This is a genomic window from Solwaraspora sp. WMMD791, from assembly GCF_029581195.1.
Classification (GTDB): Bacteria; Actinomycetota; Actinomycetes; order Mycobacteriales; family Micromonosporaceae; genus Micromonospora_E.
The window spans coordinates 5,882,068-5,898,222 of record NZ_CP120737.1 but is presented as its reverse complement, the minus strand read 5'-3'; the positions used below and the strand labels follow the sequence as shown (position 1 = coordinate 5,898,222).

The 16,155-nt window shown below is 70.6% G+C and carries 16 protein-coding genes; 12 read left to right on the top strand and 4 right to left on the bottom strand.

Translation table 11 applies throughout. The features are described from left to right. Nucleotide 1 precedes the first annotated feature (1 nt). The 3 genes from O7623_RS26590 to O7623_RS26580 all read left to right on the top strand — a co-directional run bounded on the left by O7623_RS26590 (nt 2) and on the right by O7623_RS26580 (nt 4,015). Nucleotides 2-1,939 carry a fumarate reductase/succinate dehydrogenase flavoprotein subunit gene (locus O7623_RS26590; protein WP_282225683.1) on the top strand — a complete coding sequence of 646 codons (1,938 nt, stop codon included), beginning with the start codon at nt 2-4 and terminating at the stop codon, nt 1,937-1,939. Further along, complete coding sequence (locus O7623_RS26585; RefSeq protein WP_282225682.1) at nt 1,939-2,997, top strand: succinate dehydrogenase/fumarate reductase iron-sulfur subunit; 1,059 nt, start codon at nt 1,939-1,941, stop codon at nt 2,995-2,997. Before O7623_RS26590 ends, O7623_RS26585 begins: the two co-directional genes overlap by 1 nt. A gap of 241 nt (nt 2,998-3,238) precedes the next feature. After that, nucleotides 3,239-4,015 carry a hypothetical protein gene (locus O7623_RS26580; RefSeq protein WP_282225681.1) on the top strand — a complete coding sequence of 259 codons (777 nt, stop codon included), beginning with the start codon at nt 3,239-3,241 and terminating at the stop codon, nt 4,013-4,015. Here the strand turns inward: O7623_RS26580 and O7623_RS26575 are convergent. Then, nucleotides 4,009-4,452, bottom strand: a complete 444-nt coding sequence (locus O7623_RS26575; protein ID WP_282229595.1) for a (deoxy)nucleoside triphosphate pyrophosphohydrolase — start codon at nt 4,450-4,452, stop codon at nt 4,009-4,011. The two genes, O7623_RS26580 and O7623_RS26575, sit on opposite strands and share 7 nt — an antisense overlap. A gap of 158 nt (nt 4,453-4,610) precedes the next feature. Here O7623_RS26575 and O7623_RS26570 point away from each other — a divergent pair, with 158 nt between their 5' ends. The 5 genes from O7623_RS26570 (at nt 4,611) to O7623_RS26550 (ending at nt 8,567) form a co-directional block, all read left to right on the top strand. Then, the gene (locus tag O7623_RS26570) at nt 4,611-4,922 is read left to right on the top strand and encodes a 4a-hydroxytetrahydrobiopterin dehydratase (RefSeq protein ID WP_282225680.1); all 312 of its coding nucleotides are present in this window, start codon (nt 4,611-4,613) and stop codon (nt 4,920-4,922) included. Nucleotides 4,923-4,997: 75 nt separating this feature from the next. Further along, a complete protein-coding gene (locus tag O7623_RS26565) occupies nt 4,998-5,360 on the top strand; it encodes a PH domain-containing protein (RefSeq protein ID WP_282225679.1) in 363 nt (120 codons plus the stop codon). 54 nt (nt 5,361-5,414) lie between these two features. Beyond that, on the top strand, nt 5,415-6,518 hold the full coding sequence (locus O7623_RS26560; protein WP_282225678.1) for a hypothetical protein: 1,104 nt from the start codon (nt 5,415-5,417) through the stop codon (nt 6,516-6,518). Nucleotides 6,519-7,207: 689 nt separating this feature from the next. Beyond that, on the top strand, nt 7,208-7,828 hold the full coding sequence (locus O7623_RS26555; RefSeq protein ID WP_282229594.1) for a hypothetical protein: 621 nt from the start codon (nt 7,208-7,210) through the stop codon (nt 7,826-7,828). A 325-nt stretch (nt 7,829-8,153) separates the two neighbouring features. Continuing rightward, nucleotides 8,154-8,567 carry a Uma2 family endonuclease gene (locus tag O7623_RS26550; RefSeq protein ID WP_282225677.1) on the top strand — a complete coding sequence of 138 codons (414 nt, stop codon included), beginning with the start codon at nt 8,154-8,156 and terminating at the stop codon, nt 8,565-8,567. A 20-nt stretch (nt 8,568-8,587) separates the two neighbouring features. On the opposite strand, the gene ychF is transcribed toward O7623_RS26550, so the two are convergent. The 3 genes from ychF to O7623_RS26535 form a co-directional block, all read right to left on the bottom strand. Next, entirely contained in the window at nt 8,588-9,673 is a 1,086-nt protein-coding gene (ychF, locus tag O7623_RS26545) for a redox-regulated ATPase YchF (RefSeq protein WP_282225676.1), read from the bottom strand. Between the two features lie 33 nt (nt 9,674-9,706). Next, on the bottom strand, nt 9,707-10,213 hold the full coding sequence (locus tag O7623_RS26540) for a hypothetical protein (protein WP_282225675.1): 507 nt from the start codon (nt 10,211-10,213) through the stop codon (nt 9,707-9,709). An 81-nt stretch (nt 10,214-10,294) separates the two neighbouring features. Further along, complete coding sequence (locus tag O7623_RS26535) at nt 10,295-10,759, bottom strand: hypothetical protein (protein ID WP_282225674.1); 465 nt, start codon at nt 10,757-10,759, stop codon at nt 10,295-10,297. A gap of 165 nt (nt 10,760-10,924) precedes the next feature. On the opposite strand from O7623_RS26535, the gene O7623_RS26530 reads away from it, so the two are divergent. Genes O7623_RS26530 through O7623_RS26515 form a run of 4 tightly spaced genes read left to right on the top strand, consistent with a single transcriptional unit; the run spans nt 10,925 to nt 16,152 of the window. Continuing rightward, nucleotides 10,925-12,202, top strand: coding sequence for an MFS transporter (locus tag O7623_RS26530; protein ID WP_282225673.1), 1,278 nt, complete (start codon nt 10,925-10,927; stop codon nt 12,200-12,202). Nucleotides 12,203-12,253: 51 nt separating this feature from the next. After that, on the top strand, nt 12,254-13,816 hold the full coding sequence (locus tag O7623_RS26525) for an AlkA N-terminal domain-containing protein (RefSeq protein WP_282225672.1): 1,563 nt from the start codon (nt 12,254-12,256) through the stop codon (nt 13,814-13,816). After that, complete coding sequence (locus O7623_RS26520) at nt 13,816-14,337, top strand: methylated-DNA--[protein]-cysteine S-methyltransferase (RefSeq protein WP_282225671.1); 522 nt, start codon at nt 13,816-13,818, stop codon at nt 14,335-14,337. The genes O7623_RS26525 and O7623_RS26520 overlap by 1 nt, the downstream gene beginning before the upstream one ends. Before the next feature lie 30 nt (nt 14,338-14,367). Further along, entirely contained in the window at nt 14,368-16,152 is a 1,785-nt protein-coding gene (locus tag O7623_RS26515) for an ABC transporter ATP-binding protein (protein WP_282225670.1), read from the top strand. The last annotated feature ends 3 nt before the right edge of the window (nt 16,153-16,155 follow it).

The window sequence follows — 16,155 nt, the reverse complement described above, 5'->3', positions numbered from 1 at the left end:
CATGACTACCCGAATCGAACGACACCACTACGACGTCGTGGTCATCGGCGCCGGCGGCGCCGGGCTGCGGGCGGCGATCGAGTCCCGACTGGCCGGCAAGCGCACCGCGATCATCTCCAAGTCGCTGTTCGGCAAGGCCCACACGGTGATGGCCGAAGGCGGCGCGGCCGCCGCCATGGGCAACGTCAACAGCCGGGACAACTGGCAGGTGCACTTCCGCGACACCATGCGCGGCGGCAAGTTCCTGAACAACTTCCGGATGGCCGAGCTGCACGCCAAGGAGTCACCGCAGCGGATCTGGGAGCTGGAGACGTACGGCGCGCTGTTCGACCGTACGAAGGACGGCAAGATCTCGCAGCGCAACTTCGGCGGCCACGAGTACCCGCGACTGGCCCACGTCGGCGACCGCACCGGCCTGGAGCTGATCCGTACCCTCCAGCAGAAGATCGTCTCGCTGCAGCAGGAGGACAAGCGGGAGTACGGCGTCCACGACGCCCGGATCAAGGTCTTCGCCGAGACCACCATCACCGAACTGATGCTGGAGGACGGTCCGGACGGCCCCCGGGTCGCCGGTGCCTTCGGCTACTACCGGGAGAGCGGCGAGTTCGTCCTGTTCGAGGCGCCGGCCGTGGTGCTGGCCACCGGCGGAGTCGGCAAGTCGTACAAGGTCACCTCGAACTCCTGGGAGTACACCGGTGACGGACACGCGCTCGCCCTGCGGGCCGGCGCGAACCTGATCAACATGGAGTTCCTGCAGTTCCACCCGACCGGCATGGTCTGGCCACCGTCGGTGAAGGGCATCCTGGTCACCGAGTCGGTCCGGGGCGACGGCGGCGTACTGCGCAACACCGACGGCAAGCGGTTCATGTTCGACTACGTCCCCGACGTGTTCCGCAAGCAGTACGCGGAGACCGAGGAGGAGGCGGACCGCTGGTACACCGACCCGGACAACAACCGGCGTCCGCCGGAGCTGCTGCCCCGTGACGAGGTCGCCCGGGCGATCAACAGCGAGGTCAAGGCCGGCCGGGGTACGAAGTCCGGCGGCGTCCTGCTGGACATCGCCAGCCGGCTGCCGGCCGAGGAGATCCGTCGCCGGCTGCCGTCGATGTACCACCAGTTCAAGGAGCTGGCCGACGTCGACATCACCAAGCAGCCGATGGAGGTCGGGCCGACCTGCCACTACGTGATGGGTGGCGTCGAGGTCGACCCGGACACCGCCGCCGCCACCGGCCGGGTCCGCGGACTGTTCGCCGCCGGCGAGGTCTCCGGCGGCATGCACGGCTCCAACCGCCTCGGCGGCAACTCCCTGTCCGACCTGCTGGTCTTCGGCAAGCGGGCCGGCGAGCACGCGGCGGCGTACGCCGCGAGCCTGGACCGGCGGCCGAAGGTCTCCGCCGAGGAGGTCGAGCACGCCGTCGACCAGGCACTGGCGCCGCTGTCGCGCGACACCGGGGAGAACCCGTACACCCTGCAGCAGGACCTGCAGGCGGTGATGGGCGACCTGGTCGGCATCATCCGCCGCGAAGGCGAGCTGGCCGAATCCCTGGTCAAGCTGGCTGAGCTGCGAGAACGGGTGGCCAAGGTCAGCGCGGCCGGTGGCCGACGCTACAACCCGGGCTGGCACCTGGCGCTCGACCTGCGCAACATGCTGGTCGTCTCCGAGTGCACCGCCAAGGCTGCGCTGGAGCGCACCGAGTCCCGGGGCGGGCACACCCGCGAGGACCACCCGACGATGGCCCCGCAGTGGCGCAAGGTCAACCTGGTCTGCTCGCTCGACGGCGAGACGGTCACGCTGGAACACAAGCCGCTGCCGAAGATGCGCCCCGAGCTGATCAAGCTCTTCGACCGGGCGGAGCTGGCCAAGTACCTGACCGACGAGGAGCTGGCGGAGTTCGACGCGCTGGCGCAGGACGCGCTCGCTGAGGAGGCGGACAACTGATGGGCACGAATCGCCACTTCAGGGTGTGGCGGGGCGACGAGAACGGCGGCGAGCTGCAGGACTACCAGGTCGAGGTGAACGAGGGCGAGGTCGTCCTCGACGTCATCCACCGGCTGCAGGCGACGCAGGCTCCCGACCTGGCCTGCCGGTGGAACTGCAAGGCCGGCAAGTGCGGCTCCTGCTCCATGGAGATCAACGGCATGCCGAAGCTCGGCTGCATGACGCGAATGTCGACGTTCGAGGAGAACGAGACGATCAGCGTCACCCCGCTACGCACCTTCCCGGTGATCCGGGACCTGGTCACCGACGTGTCGTTCAACTACCAGAAGTCGTTGGAGACGCCGGCGTTCAGCCCGCCGGAGGACCTGGCTCCCGGCGAGTACCGGATGCAGCAGGTCGACGTGGAACGCTCGCAGGAGTTCCGCAAGTGCATCGAGTGCTTCCTGTGCCAGAACACCTGCCACGTGGTCCGTGACCACGAGGACAACAAGACCGCCTTCTCCGGTCCCCGGGTGTTCATCCGCGCCGCCGAGCTGGACATGCACCCGCTGGACACCAGGACCGACCGCAAGCAGTACGCCCAGGCCTCGCAGGGGCTGGGCTACTGCAACATCACCAAGTGCTGCACCGAGGTCTGCCCCGAGCACATCAAGATCACCGACAACGCGATCATCCCGATGAAGGAGCGCGTCGTCGACCGGCGGTACGATCCACTGGTGTGGCTCGGTAGCAAGATCTTCCGGCGGGGGCAGAACGGCGCGGCGGACAGCGGTCCGGCGCTCGGTCAGTCCGGCCTCGACCAGCCTGTCGGCACCGTCGCGGCGAGCGCGTTGCCGGCCGACGGTGACCACAGCCCGGCGGCCGACGCCGCCCGGGGTGTCAACTGGCACCGGCAGGTCCCCCGTCCGCAGGCCGCGGCGGTGGACGAGAAGGGTCACCTGCCGATCAGCGAGTTGGCCTTCGACAAGCCGGCCGCGCCGTCACCGTTCGGCGAGGACGTCACCTTCCCGCTGCCGGACAAGTCGCTGAACTACCACCACCCCGACCAGGACCGCTGAGCGGCCAGCACAGTACGTCACTGACGGTGATCGCCCCGTCTGCCTTGCACCGGCAGGCGGGGCGATCGTCGTGGGCGACGTGATCGTCGCGGGGTTGCCGGCACCAGATCGACAGTCGTAGCATCCTCGGCGGAGCCGGGAACGAACCTCGTCGATCGTTTCCGTCGTGGGCGGTGTCGGGCCGCCGAGCCCACGGCACCAGTCCGCCATGCGGGCTGCCCGCCGAAGGAGCTCCACGGCAATGTGTGCACTCAGGCGCTTCCGCCTGCTTTCGATCATCTTCGCCGCGGTCGTCGCCCTCGGGGTCACCGTCGTCTGGTTCGCACCGGTCGCGGACGCCGGCGAACTCTGCGGCCGGACGGACACGGTCGCCATCGCCGACAAACGGTACGTGGTGATGAACAACGTCTGGGGAGCCGGAACCCTGCAGTGTCTGCGGGTCACCGAGGAGGGCCGGTTCACCGTCAGCCGCTCCGAGCACGACAAGCGCACCGGGTCGGCGGCCGCGTACCCGACGATCTACCAGGGCTGTCACTGGGGCAACTGCACGGTGGGCAGCGGGCTGCCGATCAAGGTACGGCAACTGCGGTCGGCCCGCTCCGACTGGACGTTCGACACCGCCGACGCCGAGGGCCGGTGGAACGCCACGTACGACCTGTGGTTCCACACCGACGCGAACGCCCACCGCTCGCCGGACGGGGCGGAACTGATGGTCTGGCTGGATCGCCACGGCGGTGCCGAGCCCGCCGGCACGCTGGTGGCCAGCGACGTCGCCCTGGCCGGGGCGACCTGGGACGTCTACCACGCCGACTGGCACTGGAACTACGTCGCATACGTGCGGACCAGCCCGACCGACCGGGCGGAGGATCTGGAGCTGGCGGCCTTCACGCGTGACGCCGTGGGCCGGGGGTACATCGACCGTGACTGGTACCTCACCGGAATCGAGGCGGGCTTCGAGATCTGGCACGGCGGTGCCGGACTCGCCTCCCAGTCGTTCGAGGTGAAGATCAACTACTGAGGTTGACGCAGATGCGGCCCGAGTACGGCGACGATGGGCTGATCCGCCGGCAGCCAGGTGACCTGGTCGAGTTCGTCGGCGGCCAGCCATCGCAACTCGGCGTGCTCCAGCGCGGTGGGCTGGGCCGGGCCGAGCAGGCTGGCCAGGTAGACCCGTAGGACCGACCGACCGTGCCCGAGCACCTGGTCGTCGCCGAGTCGCTGCCCGACCGCGACCGTCACTCCCAACTCTTCGTGACACTCCCGGACCAACGCGTCGACTTCCGACTCGCCGTTTTCCACCTTTCCGCCAGGAAACTCCCATTTTCCCGCCGCACTCGGCGGGTGAGCCCGCGCGCAGGCCAGCACCTGCCCCTCGCGGACGATCGCCGCCCCCACCACTACCCGACGCCTTGACTGCCCGGTCCGCACAGCAGACCAGCCTGCCAGATCAATCAGCAATTCGGGTAACCCTGCTGTCTGCAAGGACAGCAGATGACGGAAGGGTGGACGTGGACACACCAGCCAGTCAGCGGCCAGACTGGGGGCCACCGACCAAGACACAGGATGGCGACGATTTGGCCACAAGCCGGCAACGACGCCTGGGAGGTGTGGCTTTGCGAGCAATCTGGCCCGGCCGGGTAGGCCGCGACTACCTTAGCGACGCGCTGACCCAGCTGGACGGGTGGACCCAGGACGGCCAGCAGATCCGCCGAACCCTACTGCTCGACGACAGTCAGCACGCCGAGCTGACCGAGCGGATCAAGGTCGCGGCCGACGCCCTGCATCTACGACCACAGGTGCGCAGGGTGGACGGGCACACCCAGATCTGCCTCGGCGCCCCGGACGGCGATAAGATCACCGAAGGTGACGTGACGCTCGCCGCCCGGATCGAGGACGCCTACCGTACGATCATCGACGCCGTCTGATCCACCGGTCCCCTGGCTTCCACCGGCGGCCGGCGGCTGCCGGGGCTGGTTGTCGATGCGACCTACCCTCGGATCATGGCGAATGTTGCGTACGACCGACGCGAGCAACTACGGCAGATCGAAAGCGGGCTGCTCGATGGCGAGCAGGTGATCGCGGTCTACGACGCGATCGGCACTGGCACCGGCTTCATCGGGCTGACCAACCGTCGCGTGATCATCCAGGACAAGTCCTTCGTCGGCAAGAAGGTCGCCATCACCAGCATCCCGTACTCGAAGATCACCAGCGTCAGCGTGGTGAGCAACAAGTCCTGGGGTGGCTCGTACTTCTCCACCGGCGCCATCGCCATCAACGTCGGCACGCACACCTACGAGGTCGAGTTCCGGGGCGACCAGAAGTCACACCACGTACACAACGTAATCCTGCACTACATCTCGTGATCAGCCCTCGCCGGCCGGCAGAAGCCCTGGACCAGGGTTGTTACGGTGCAGGTCGTGAAGCGGATCATGCTTGGCGCCACCGCCACCGGACTTGTTCTGACCCTGTTCGCCGCCGGCTGCGGTAGCACTGACAGCGACGACGCCGACGGCACGGCGCCGGCCGGACCGGCAGGCTCCGCCAACGTCGCTCGGCCCACGTTCGCCGAACGGTTGGCGCTGCTACCGCAGCGGCTCGCCGACGACGAGATCGTGCTACAGATGGCCGATCTCGATCGGGCGGCCGAGCTCGCCGGGGTGACCCGGCCGACCGACCCCGCCGACGCCGAGGCGGTCCGCAGCTACCTCGCGGCGTTGTCCCCCGGCGCGAGCGCCGACGGACCGGCAGCGGTGGCGGCACTGCTGCCCCAGCAGGCGGTACCGGCCGGCAAACCCGACCTCGCCGGGTTCGAGGCCGAGCTCGGCTGGTCCGTGCTCGACGTCTCCTGGTACGCCGAACACAGCAATCCGCCGAACGTGATGACCGTGCTCGGCGGCGACTTCGACAGCGACCGGATGACCGACGCGATGGGTGAGCCGACCGACGGCGGATGGCAGCTCGGCAACGCTGACGGCAGCATCGACCTGGCCGGTCGCACCGTCGCCCGGCCATTCGGCCAGCCGCTGCACCTGCGGCTGAGTGACGGCAGGCTGACAGTGGCCGACAACTCCGAAACCGCCACCGCGCTCGACAACGGGGCCGAGTCGTTCGCCGACACGCCGGCCGCGGTCGCACTCGCCGAAGCAATGGACGCTGAGGAGGCGTACTCGGTGTTGTTCCGGGTCGGCGGCGATTACGGCGGCGGCCGGGGAGGGCAGACGCTGCCCGCCGCGTTCGACGGGGTCGCCGGCGGGCTCGCCCACGACGGCGCGCCCGTCGCGGTGCTCGCCTATGCCCACGCGGACGCCGACTCCGCGAAGGCCAACGCGGGAGCGCTGGGCACCCTGCTGGAACAGGGCAGCTCCAGCACCGGACAGCCTTGGTCGCAGCGGTTCACCGAGCCGGAGGTCCGCCAGGACGGCGATACGGTGGTCGTCCGGCTGCGACCGACCGACGGTGCGCCAGCATCAATCGTCTACCAACTGCTGCAGCGGCAGGATTCACTGATCACCCACGAGTGACGCCGACCCGCGCACGCTCGACCCGTTGCTCGACCCGCTGCTCGGCCCGTCGAATCAGCTGTCCCATACGTCGCAGCGCGGGCCGGAGCGCCTCCGCCGTCCCTTCCATCTCAGCCGCCGGCCCCTGGAAATGACCCGGCCGCCGACGTGGTTGTACATGCTTCGCGACGCAGTGGGCCGCTCCGCCGCACCTCCCTGCCGCGCCCTCTGTCCGGCTCCGACCGGCCAGCCTGTTCCACCCGAGTGGGCGTCCCGGCGGACCGGTACTGCGGTAGAGCGGTATTCCTCAGAGGAATGATTATTCCTCTGAGGAATACCGCCCGGACAGATGTCCCTGTGGCGCCGTCACGGACGGTGACGTGGCGGGCCACAAGGCCACTGCTGCCCCAGCCGGCCGCTGCCTGCGGGCCGAGATGTCGGCCGCCGTGCCGCCGGCACCCCGGGCCGGGCACCCCGGGCCGCGCCCGGCGGGGAATGACCGGCCGGCCCGCGTCGTTGTACATGGTCGCGACGCGCGGAAGGCCAGCCCCCGAGCGGGCGAGAAGCCACCGCCGCGTCCCCGTACCACCCGGATGACCGTTTACCGCACACCCCACACACCACCCGCCCGTTGCAGGGGCCGAGTGACGGGTGTGCCCCCTCGGAAAACGGAAGGTGGACCCCCCATGACCACGATCATCAGCCGTACCCTGGCCACCAGCCTGCGCAACACCGCCCTGGGCATCGCCGGCCTCACCCTCGCCGGCGGGGCGATCGCCGCCCCCGCCCTGGCCGCCCAGCACACCCCCGGCGTCCAGGCCGCCTCGACCACCGTCACCGCGTCGACCACCTCCGCCGCGGCCAGCGACAGCGGCAGCGGCGGCGTCGACACGAGCACGCTGATCCCGCACGGCGTGCAGGGCGAACAGTCCCGCATCACCCTGTCCGGCGAGCAGACCGACAACGTCAAGGGCATCATCGCCGCCACCAAGAAGGCCGGCATGGACGAGCGTGCCGCCGTCGTCGCCATCGCCACCGCCCTGCAGGAATCGAAACTGGAGAACCTCGGCCACCTCGGTGACCGTAACGACCACGACTCGCAGGGCCTGTTCCAGCAGCGGCCCTCCTCCGGCTGGGGCACCGTCGAGCAGATCACCGACGTCGAGTACTCCACCACCGCGTTCCTCAACGGGCTCAAGGCCGTCGACGGCTGGCAGGACATGCCGCTGACCCAGGCCGCCCAGACCGTGCAGGTGTCGGCGTACCCGGACCACTACGCCCAGTGGGAGACCCAGGCCGCCGAACTCGTCGCCCAGCACTGGAACAGCTGACCTGGAAGTAGACACAGACACAGCCAACGTCGAGGGCCGGACCCCGTACCCGGGGTCCGGCCCTCGACGCATGCCTACCTCAGGATTGTGTATCCGGGGTGACACCACCCGCTCGCAGGATCCGCCGGAGCGGGCCGCAAGCCGCTTCCGTACCTGTGGCACTCGGCACGCGCTGACGCAACCAACCGGGGCTGACCGGGGCTCGGCCTTCGATTCCGCATAGCGGTGAGGCCGTTACGGTGAAGAACATGACCGCGGTGCCCGAGTGGATGCGACCGCCCCGCCCTGAGGGGTGGTACGCCGACGACCTCGACAATCCGCGCTGGTGAACAGCCTGACCGACCAGGCACCGCCGGGCGTCGAGGTCGACCGGGAAATCACGATCCGACTCGACAGATGGAACCGTCCCGAGCCCGACCTGGTGGCCGCAGCGGCGGCCTACGATCCGTTCCGGACCTACTACACGTCTGAGGAGACTCTGCTGGTCGTGGAGGTGGTGTCGCCGGAGTCGGCCCACCGTGACCGGACGGTCGAGCTGCGCAGGTACGCGGAAGCAGGCATCCCGCATTACTGGGGCGTCGAAGACGAGGGTGGATCACCGGTGGTCCACGCCTACGAGCTCGACGGTCCCACCCGGTCGTACGTAGCGACCGGGATCCACCGCCACGAGCTGCACACCACGACGCCGTTCGAGGTCAAGCTGGACCTGGATGGGCTGGTACCCGGTCGCAAGAGCTGAGCCGGGCAGCTGCTCCGGGATCAGACGTTGAAGCGGAACTCGACGACGTCGCCGTCCTGCATCACGTACTCCTTGCCTTCGATCCGGACCTTGCCGGCCGCCTTCGCCGCCGCCATCGTCCCGGCCGCGACCAGGTCGTCGAACGAGACGATCTCGGCCTTGATGAAGCCACGCTGGAAGTCGGAGTGGATCACCCCGGCGGCCTCCGGCGCGGTCGCCCCGACCGGAATGGTCCAGGCCCGTGCCTCCTTCGGCCCGGCGGTGAGGTACGTCTGCAGCCCCAGGGTGCGGAAGCCGACGCGGATCAGCTGGTGGAGCCCCGGCTCGCTCTGCCCGATCGACTCCAGCAGCTCCAGCGCCTCGTCGTCGGGCAGGTCGATCAGCTCGGACTCGATCTTGGCGTCCATGAAGACCGCCTCGGCCGGGGCGACCAGGGCCCGCAGCTCGTCGAGGAGCGCGGCGTTGCCCAGCTCGTCCTCGTCGACGTTGAAGACGTACAGGAACGGCTTGGTGGTCAGCAGGTGCAACTCGCGCAGCTCGGCGACGTCGATGCCGGCGGCGGTCGCACCCGCGTACAGTGTGGTGCCGCCGTCGAGCAGCTCGGCGGCGGCCTTCGCCGCGGTGTGTATCGCCACCCGGTCCTTGCGCAGCCGGGCTTCCTTCTCCAGCCGGGGAAGCGCCTTCTCCAACGTCTGCAGATCGGCCAGGATCAGCTCGGTGTTGATCGTCTCGATGTCGTCACCCGGCGACACCTTGCCGTCGACGTGCACCACGTTGGGGTCGGCGAACACCCGGACCACCTGGCAGATCGCCGAGGCGTCACGGATGTTCGCCAGGAAGGCATTGCCCCGGCCCTGCCCCTTGGACGCGCCCCGGACCAGGCCCGCGATGTCGACGAACGACACCGGTGCCGGGATGATCTTCTGCGAGCCGAAGATCTCCGCGAGCTTGTCCAGCCGCCCGTCCGGCAGCCCCACCACGCCGACGTTCGGCTCGATCGTGGCGAACGGGTAGTTCGCCGCGAGAACGTCGTTCTTGGTGAGCGCGTTGAACAGGGTGCTCTTGCCGACGTTGGGCAGGCCGACGATGCCGATGGTGAGACTCACGTCGGTCGAGTCTACGCAGCGCCCAGCAGCGGGTCAGGCGCAGGCGGTCTTCAGCTTCTCCGCCAGCTCGGCCAGGCGAGCCTCCACCTGCCCCATCGGGGTGTTGTCGTCCGGGTCGACGATCTGGGCGGCAAACTCGGACGCCTCGGTCAGCGCCTGCTGCACGTCGGCGTCGACCGGGTCGGCGGCGAGCGACTCCAGCATTGCCGAGAGGTCGGTGAACTTGGCCCGGAACTCGGCGTCGGCGGTCTCCGCATCCGTACCGCCCTCGGCTATCGCGGCGATGAACTCGGCGAAGTACGCCTCGATGGTCGATGCGGTCTCCTCGGCGACCGGTACCGCCGTGTCGCATGCCGTCTTCGTGGCCACGGCGGCTTCGTCGTCGGCGGACTCGGCCGGTTGCCCGTCGGCCGGGGCGCTGGCCGACGACTGGGGGCTCGGGTCAGCGGCGGCGTCGGTCCCGGCGTCGGCGCCGCCGCAGCCGGCCAGGGTGAGTGCCAGCGCCGTGGTGACGGCGGCGGTGATCAGGGTACGTAGCACCGTGGTCCATCCGATGGGAGGCGAGCAAACTGGAGCAGGCTACCCAACGCCTGCGCCCGCCCCAGATCGGCCCCTTCCGCGTCACTGACAGACGGCGCCCAGCTTCTCCGGGACGGCCGTGACCGCAGCGATCTGCTCGTCGGTGAACGGGGTCTCCCCCACCTCGGTCGCCGATTCGATCGCGGTGGTGCTCTCCGCCAGCACGGTCCGCAGCTCCTCGTCGACCGGGCCGGTCGCCAGCGAGGTGAGCGTCGCCGACCAGGCCCGCATCTGCGCCTCGAAGTCCTCCGCCGACACCTGCGTCGCGACACTGTCGTCTTCGGGGAAGAGCAGCTTGGCGTCCCGCTCGAACCCGGCGGCGAAGTCGTTGCTCATCGAGACCGCCTGGTTGCAGGCGGCGTTGGTGGCGGCGAGGATGTCGGCCTCGCTGGCGGTGGTGTTGGCGGGGGGCGGCGACGCGGAGTTCGTCGGCGGTTCGGTGCCGCAGGCGGCAAGGCTCAACAACAGGGCCGAGCCGAGGGCGGCGCTGGCCAGTAGGTGACGCATGGGATCTACCGACTCCTTGATCGAGGTGGGGCGAACCGCCTCAGCTTATCGATCGATCCCGACATCCGCCCGATCAGGTCGATCGACGGGAGCAGATGCGTGGAGATGGGACGGTGAGCATCGTCATGTTACCTAGCGGTTTCCGGTGATCTACCGTCTGTGCTGGTGGTAGCCGGTGCGTCCGACGCCGGTCGGCCAACGGGTGGCAACGGGGAGGCGGCGGACGTGGTGACGGGCAGGCAGGACACGGTGGCGCGGCCGACGGTCGAGCGGGCCCGGATCGCGGTCGGTATCGCCTTCGGGGTCAGCGGCCTGGCCTTCGCGTCCTGGATCTCCCGTACCCCGGCCATCCGTGACGCGCTCGAGTTGACCAACGCCCAGTTCGGCCTGCTGCTGCTGTGCATGTCGGCGGGTGCGGTCAGCGCGCTGCCGCTGTCCGGGCCGCTGGTGCACGCGATCGGGCCGCGCCGCACGGTGCTGCTCGGCACCTCGGCGGTGACCGTCGGGATGCTCGCCGTCGCGCTCGGTGTGACGATCGGGTCGCCACCGCTGGCCGGAGCCGGGCTGTTCCTCACCGGCACCGGGGTGAGCAGCTGGGACGTGGCGATGAACGTGGAAGGCGCCGACGTCGAGCGCCGGCTCGGTCGGCCGCTGATGCCGCGCTTCCACGCCGGCTTCAGTCTGGGTACGGTCTCCGGCGCGCTCGCCGGGGCCGGCTGCGCATGGCTCGGCGTACCGGTGGACTGGCAGCTCGCCGCCACCGCGTTGCTGGCGATCGCCGCGGTCGCCACCGCCGTGCGGATGTTCCTGCCGGTGCCGGCCCGCGAGCCCGGCGAGTCGGCGCCCCGGTCCGGGGTGCTGCGGGCCTGGCGGGAGCCACGCACGCTGCTGATCGGTCTGGTGGTGCTGGCGTTCGCGTTCACCGAAGGGGTGGCCAACGACTGGTTGACGCTGGCGGTCGTCGACGGCTACCGGGTGGGCGACGCGGTCGGCGCGGTGGCGTTCGGGGTCTTCGTCGCAGCGATGACCGGTGCCCGGATGGTCGGCGGGACCGCCCTGGCGCGGTGGGGCCGGGTGCCGGTGCTGCGGGCCACCGCCGTGCTGGCCGTCGTCGGGTTGACGTTGGTGGTGTTCGGCCCGTCGCTGCCGTGGGCGATGGTCGGAGCGTTGCTGTGGGGTACGGGCGCGTCGCTCGGCTTCCCGGTCGGGATGAGCGCGGCCGCCGACCAGGCCGACCGGGCGGCGGTACGGGTGTCGGTGGTCAGTTCGATCGGCTACACCGCGTTCCTCGCCGGCCCACCGCTGGTGGGTTTCCTGGCCGAGCAGGTCGGCATCCTGCGGTCGTTGCTGGTGGTGCTCGGCGCGTTGCTGATCGGCCTGCTGGTGGCCGGTGCGGCCCGGCCGCTACCCGACGACGGAGCCGAGAACGGAGCCGGCCGGTAAGGTCCGATTCCCGCCAGCCGCAGCGTCGGCGAGGCAGGCAGGATTCGACCCATGGAGCTCGACTTCGAGCGGTGCTACCGGGCGGTGGACAGCCGCGACCAACGCTTCGACGGCTGGTTCTACACCGGCGTGACCTCGACCGGCATCTACTGCCGGCCGTCGTGTCCGGCGGTCACCCCGAAACGGGCGAACGTCCGGTTCTTCGTCTCGGCTGCCGCCGCGCAGCAGGCCGGGCTGCGGGCCTGTCGCCGCTGCCACCCGGACGCCACACCCGGCTCGCCGGACTGGGACCTGCGCGCCGACCTGGTGGGGCGGGCGATGCGACTGATCCGCGACGGGGTGGTGGACCGCGACGGGGTGTCCGGGCTGGCCCGGCGGCTCGGCTACACCGAGCGGCACCTCAACCGGGTGCTGACCGACCAGCTCGGTGCCGGCCCGTTGGCGCTGGCCCGGGCCCAGCGGGCGCAGACCGCCCGGATCCTGATCGAGCGGACCGGGCTGACCGTCACGGACATCGCGTTCGCCGCCGGGTTCGGCAGCGTGCGTCAGTTCAACGACACGTTCCGGACGGTGTACGGGCTCGCGCCGACCGCGCTGCGGGGCCGGGTCCGCGCCGCCGGGACCACACCGGACCGGGGCGGTGACGCCGACACGCTCGGGGCGATCACGGTCCGGTTGGCGTTTCGCCAGCCGATGCCGACCGACGCCGTACTGGACTTCCTGGCCGCGCGGGCGGTACCCGGGGTGGAGGCGGCCGGCGACGGGGCGTACCGCCGGGCGTTGCGGCTGCCGCACGGACCCGGCACCGTCGCGGTCACCCCGCACGCCGACCACTTCGCCGCGACGTTCCGACTGGCCGATCTGCGGGACCTGGCCCCGGCGGTGGCCCGCTGCCGGGCGTTGTTCGACCTGGACGCCGACCCGGTGGCGGTGGACGCGACGCTCGGTGCGGAGCCAGCGTTCGCGCCGGTCGTCGCCGCCGCGCCGGGGATGCGGGTGCCGGGCACGGTCGACGGCTTCGAACTGGCGGTCCGGGCGGTCGTCGGCCAGCAGATCTCGGTCGCCGCCGCCCGCCGGGTGCTCGCCCGGCTCTGCGCGGCGGCCGCCGGCGACCCGACGGCACCCGACGGCGGCGGACCGACGACCGACGACGGGCAGCCAGCCGACAGTGGAGAGCCGGCCGACGACGAGCTGGTGCCGTTTCCGTCGCCGGCCGAGCTGCTGGAGCTGCCCGACGCGGCGTTCGCGATGCCGGCGGCGCGGCGGGCGACGCTGCGGACGTTGGCCGTCGCCGTCGCCGACGGCACCGTCGAGCTCGACCCCGGTGCCGACCGGGCCGAGCTGGTCGCCCGGCTCGGCGCGCTGCCCGGAATCGGGCCGTGGACGACCGGGTACGTGGCGATGCGGGCGCTGGCCGACCCCGACGTCCTGCTCGGCACCGACCTGGGCGTCCGCCACGGCGCCCGACTGCTCGACCTGCCCACCACGGTGTCCGGACTGACCGCGCACGCCACCGGATGGCGACCGTGGCGGTCGTACGCGACGCTGCGCCTGTGGCAGGCTGTCACGATCCACAATCGATTGGCGCTGGTCGGCGCCGGAAGGAATCCCTGATGCCACTTGTCACCCTGGACACGGCGGCGGTGCCGACGCCGGTCGGCCCGTTCACCTTGATCGTCGACGCCGACGGCGCGGTCCGGGCCGGGGGGTTCACCGACGGCACCGGGCCGCTGCTGCCGCTGATCACCCCGGCCGTCCGCGCGTCGGTGCGGCAGCGGGCCGAGTTGGGGGCGGTCACCACAGCGATCCGGTCCTACCTGGCCGGTGAGCTGACCGCGCTCGACACTTTGCCGGTCCACCAGCACAGCGGCGAGTTTCTCAACCACGCCTGGTCGGTACTGCGGGAGGTCAAGGCAGGCCAGCCGGTGACCTACCGCGACTTCGCCACGTTGGCCGGCCGGCCGGCGGCGGTCCGGGCGGCGGCGAACGCCTGCGGCCGCAACGCCGTCGCCCTGATCGTGCCCTGCCACCGCGTGTTGCGCAGTGACGGTTCACTGGGCGGCTACCGATGGGGGTTGTCGATCAAGAAATGGCTGCTCGATCATGAGCGAGAGGTGACCGATCGGGGGCGGTGAAGTATCGCCGGTACCGGCTACCGTCATATTGTGGACGCCGCACTCGATCGATCATCGCGACCTCGACCCGCCGTCCACAATCTCTGGCGGCTCCGCCGCTACCTGCGTCCGTACCTCGGCCAGCTCGGCTGGCTGCTCGCTGCTGCCGCCGCCGCGACCGCCGCCGGTATCGCCATTCCACTGGTCATCGCGGGGGTGGTGGACGGTCCGGTGGCGGCCGGTGAGCCGACCGGGCTGTTGCTCCTCGGTGGACTCGCGCTGCTGCTCGGCGTGGTCGAGGCGGCGCTGATCTTCATCCGGCGGTGGACACAGAGCGCGTCGTCGATCGGGATGGAAAGCACCATCCGCGACGACATCTACGCCCACCTGCAACGGCTCCCGGTCGCCTTTCACGATCAATGGCAGTCCGGGCAGTTGTTGTCCCGCGCCACCAGCGATCTGTCAGTAATCCGTCGATTCCTTTCCTTCGGGTTGCTCTTTCTGCTACTCAACACGGCGACGTATGTCACGGTCGTCGCGCTGCTGCTGCACCTGCACTGGCCGTTGGGGCTGGTCGTGGCGGCCAGCGCCGTCCCGCTGTATCTGTTCAGCCGCCACTTCACCCGGGCGTACCTGCGGATCTCCCGCCGGCTGCAGGATCAACAGGGCGACCTGGCCACCCTGGTGGAGGAGTCCGCGCAGGGGCTGCGGACCATCACCTCGCTGGGCCGGGGCCCGTTGCTGACCGAACGGTTCGCCCACCGCGCCCGTGCCCTGCACGACACCGCGGTCGGCAAGGGCCGGCTGCTCGCCCGCGCCTCCGCCCGCTACGACCTGGTGCCGAACATGGCGCTCGCCGTGGTGCTGGTCGCCGGTGCCGCCGCCGTCGTGTACGGACAACTCACCATCGGGCAGCTGGTCGCGTTCGTGACGTTGCAGCTGATGCTCGTCTGGCCGATCCGGTCGCTCGGCTGGATCATCGCCCAGGCGCAGGAGGCGATGACCGCCGCCGACCGGATCCACGAGGTGCTGGACACCCCGCCGACGATCACCGACCGGCCCGGTGCCACCCGGATCCGGATCGACGAGGTCCGCGGCGAGCTACGCTTCGAGGGAGTGACCTTCGGTTACCCGGGCGCCCGGGCGCCGGTGCTGCGCGGCGTCGACCTGACCGTACGCCCGGGTGAGACGCTGGCCATCGCGGGCCTGACCGGCAGCGGCAAGACCAGCCTGGTCTCCCTGGTGCCCCGGCTGTACGACGTGACCGGCGGACGGATCACCCTGGACGGGCACGACCTGCGGGACCTGCGCCTCGACGAGCTGCGCCGCTGCGTCGGCGTCGCCTTCGAGGACCCGACGTTGTTCTCGATGTCGGTCCGGGAGAACCTGACCCTCGGCCGCCCCGACGCCACCGACGCCGAGGTGCGCGCCGCGCTGCGCCTTGCCCAGGCCGACTTCGTCGACGACCTGCCGTGGGGGTTACGCACCCGCATCGGCGAGCAGGGGCTGTCGTTGTCCGGCGGGCAGCGGCAGCGGCTGGCGCTGGCCCGCGCGGTGCTCGGCCGACCCCGGGTGCTGGTCCTCGACGATCCGCTGTCGGCGCTGGACGTGCACACCGAGGCCCTGGTGGAACAGGCGCTGCGCCGGGTACTCGCCGGCACCACCGCACTGCTGGTGGTGCACCGACCATCCACAGTGGCGCTGGCTGACCGGGTCGCGCTGCTGGCGGAGGGGCGGATCGTGGCGGTCGGCACCCATACCGAGCTGCTCGCCACCGTGCCCGCGTACCGGGCGGTGCTCTCCGCCGACGGACACGGCCTCGTCAGGTCAGCGTGACCA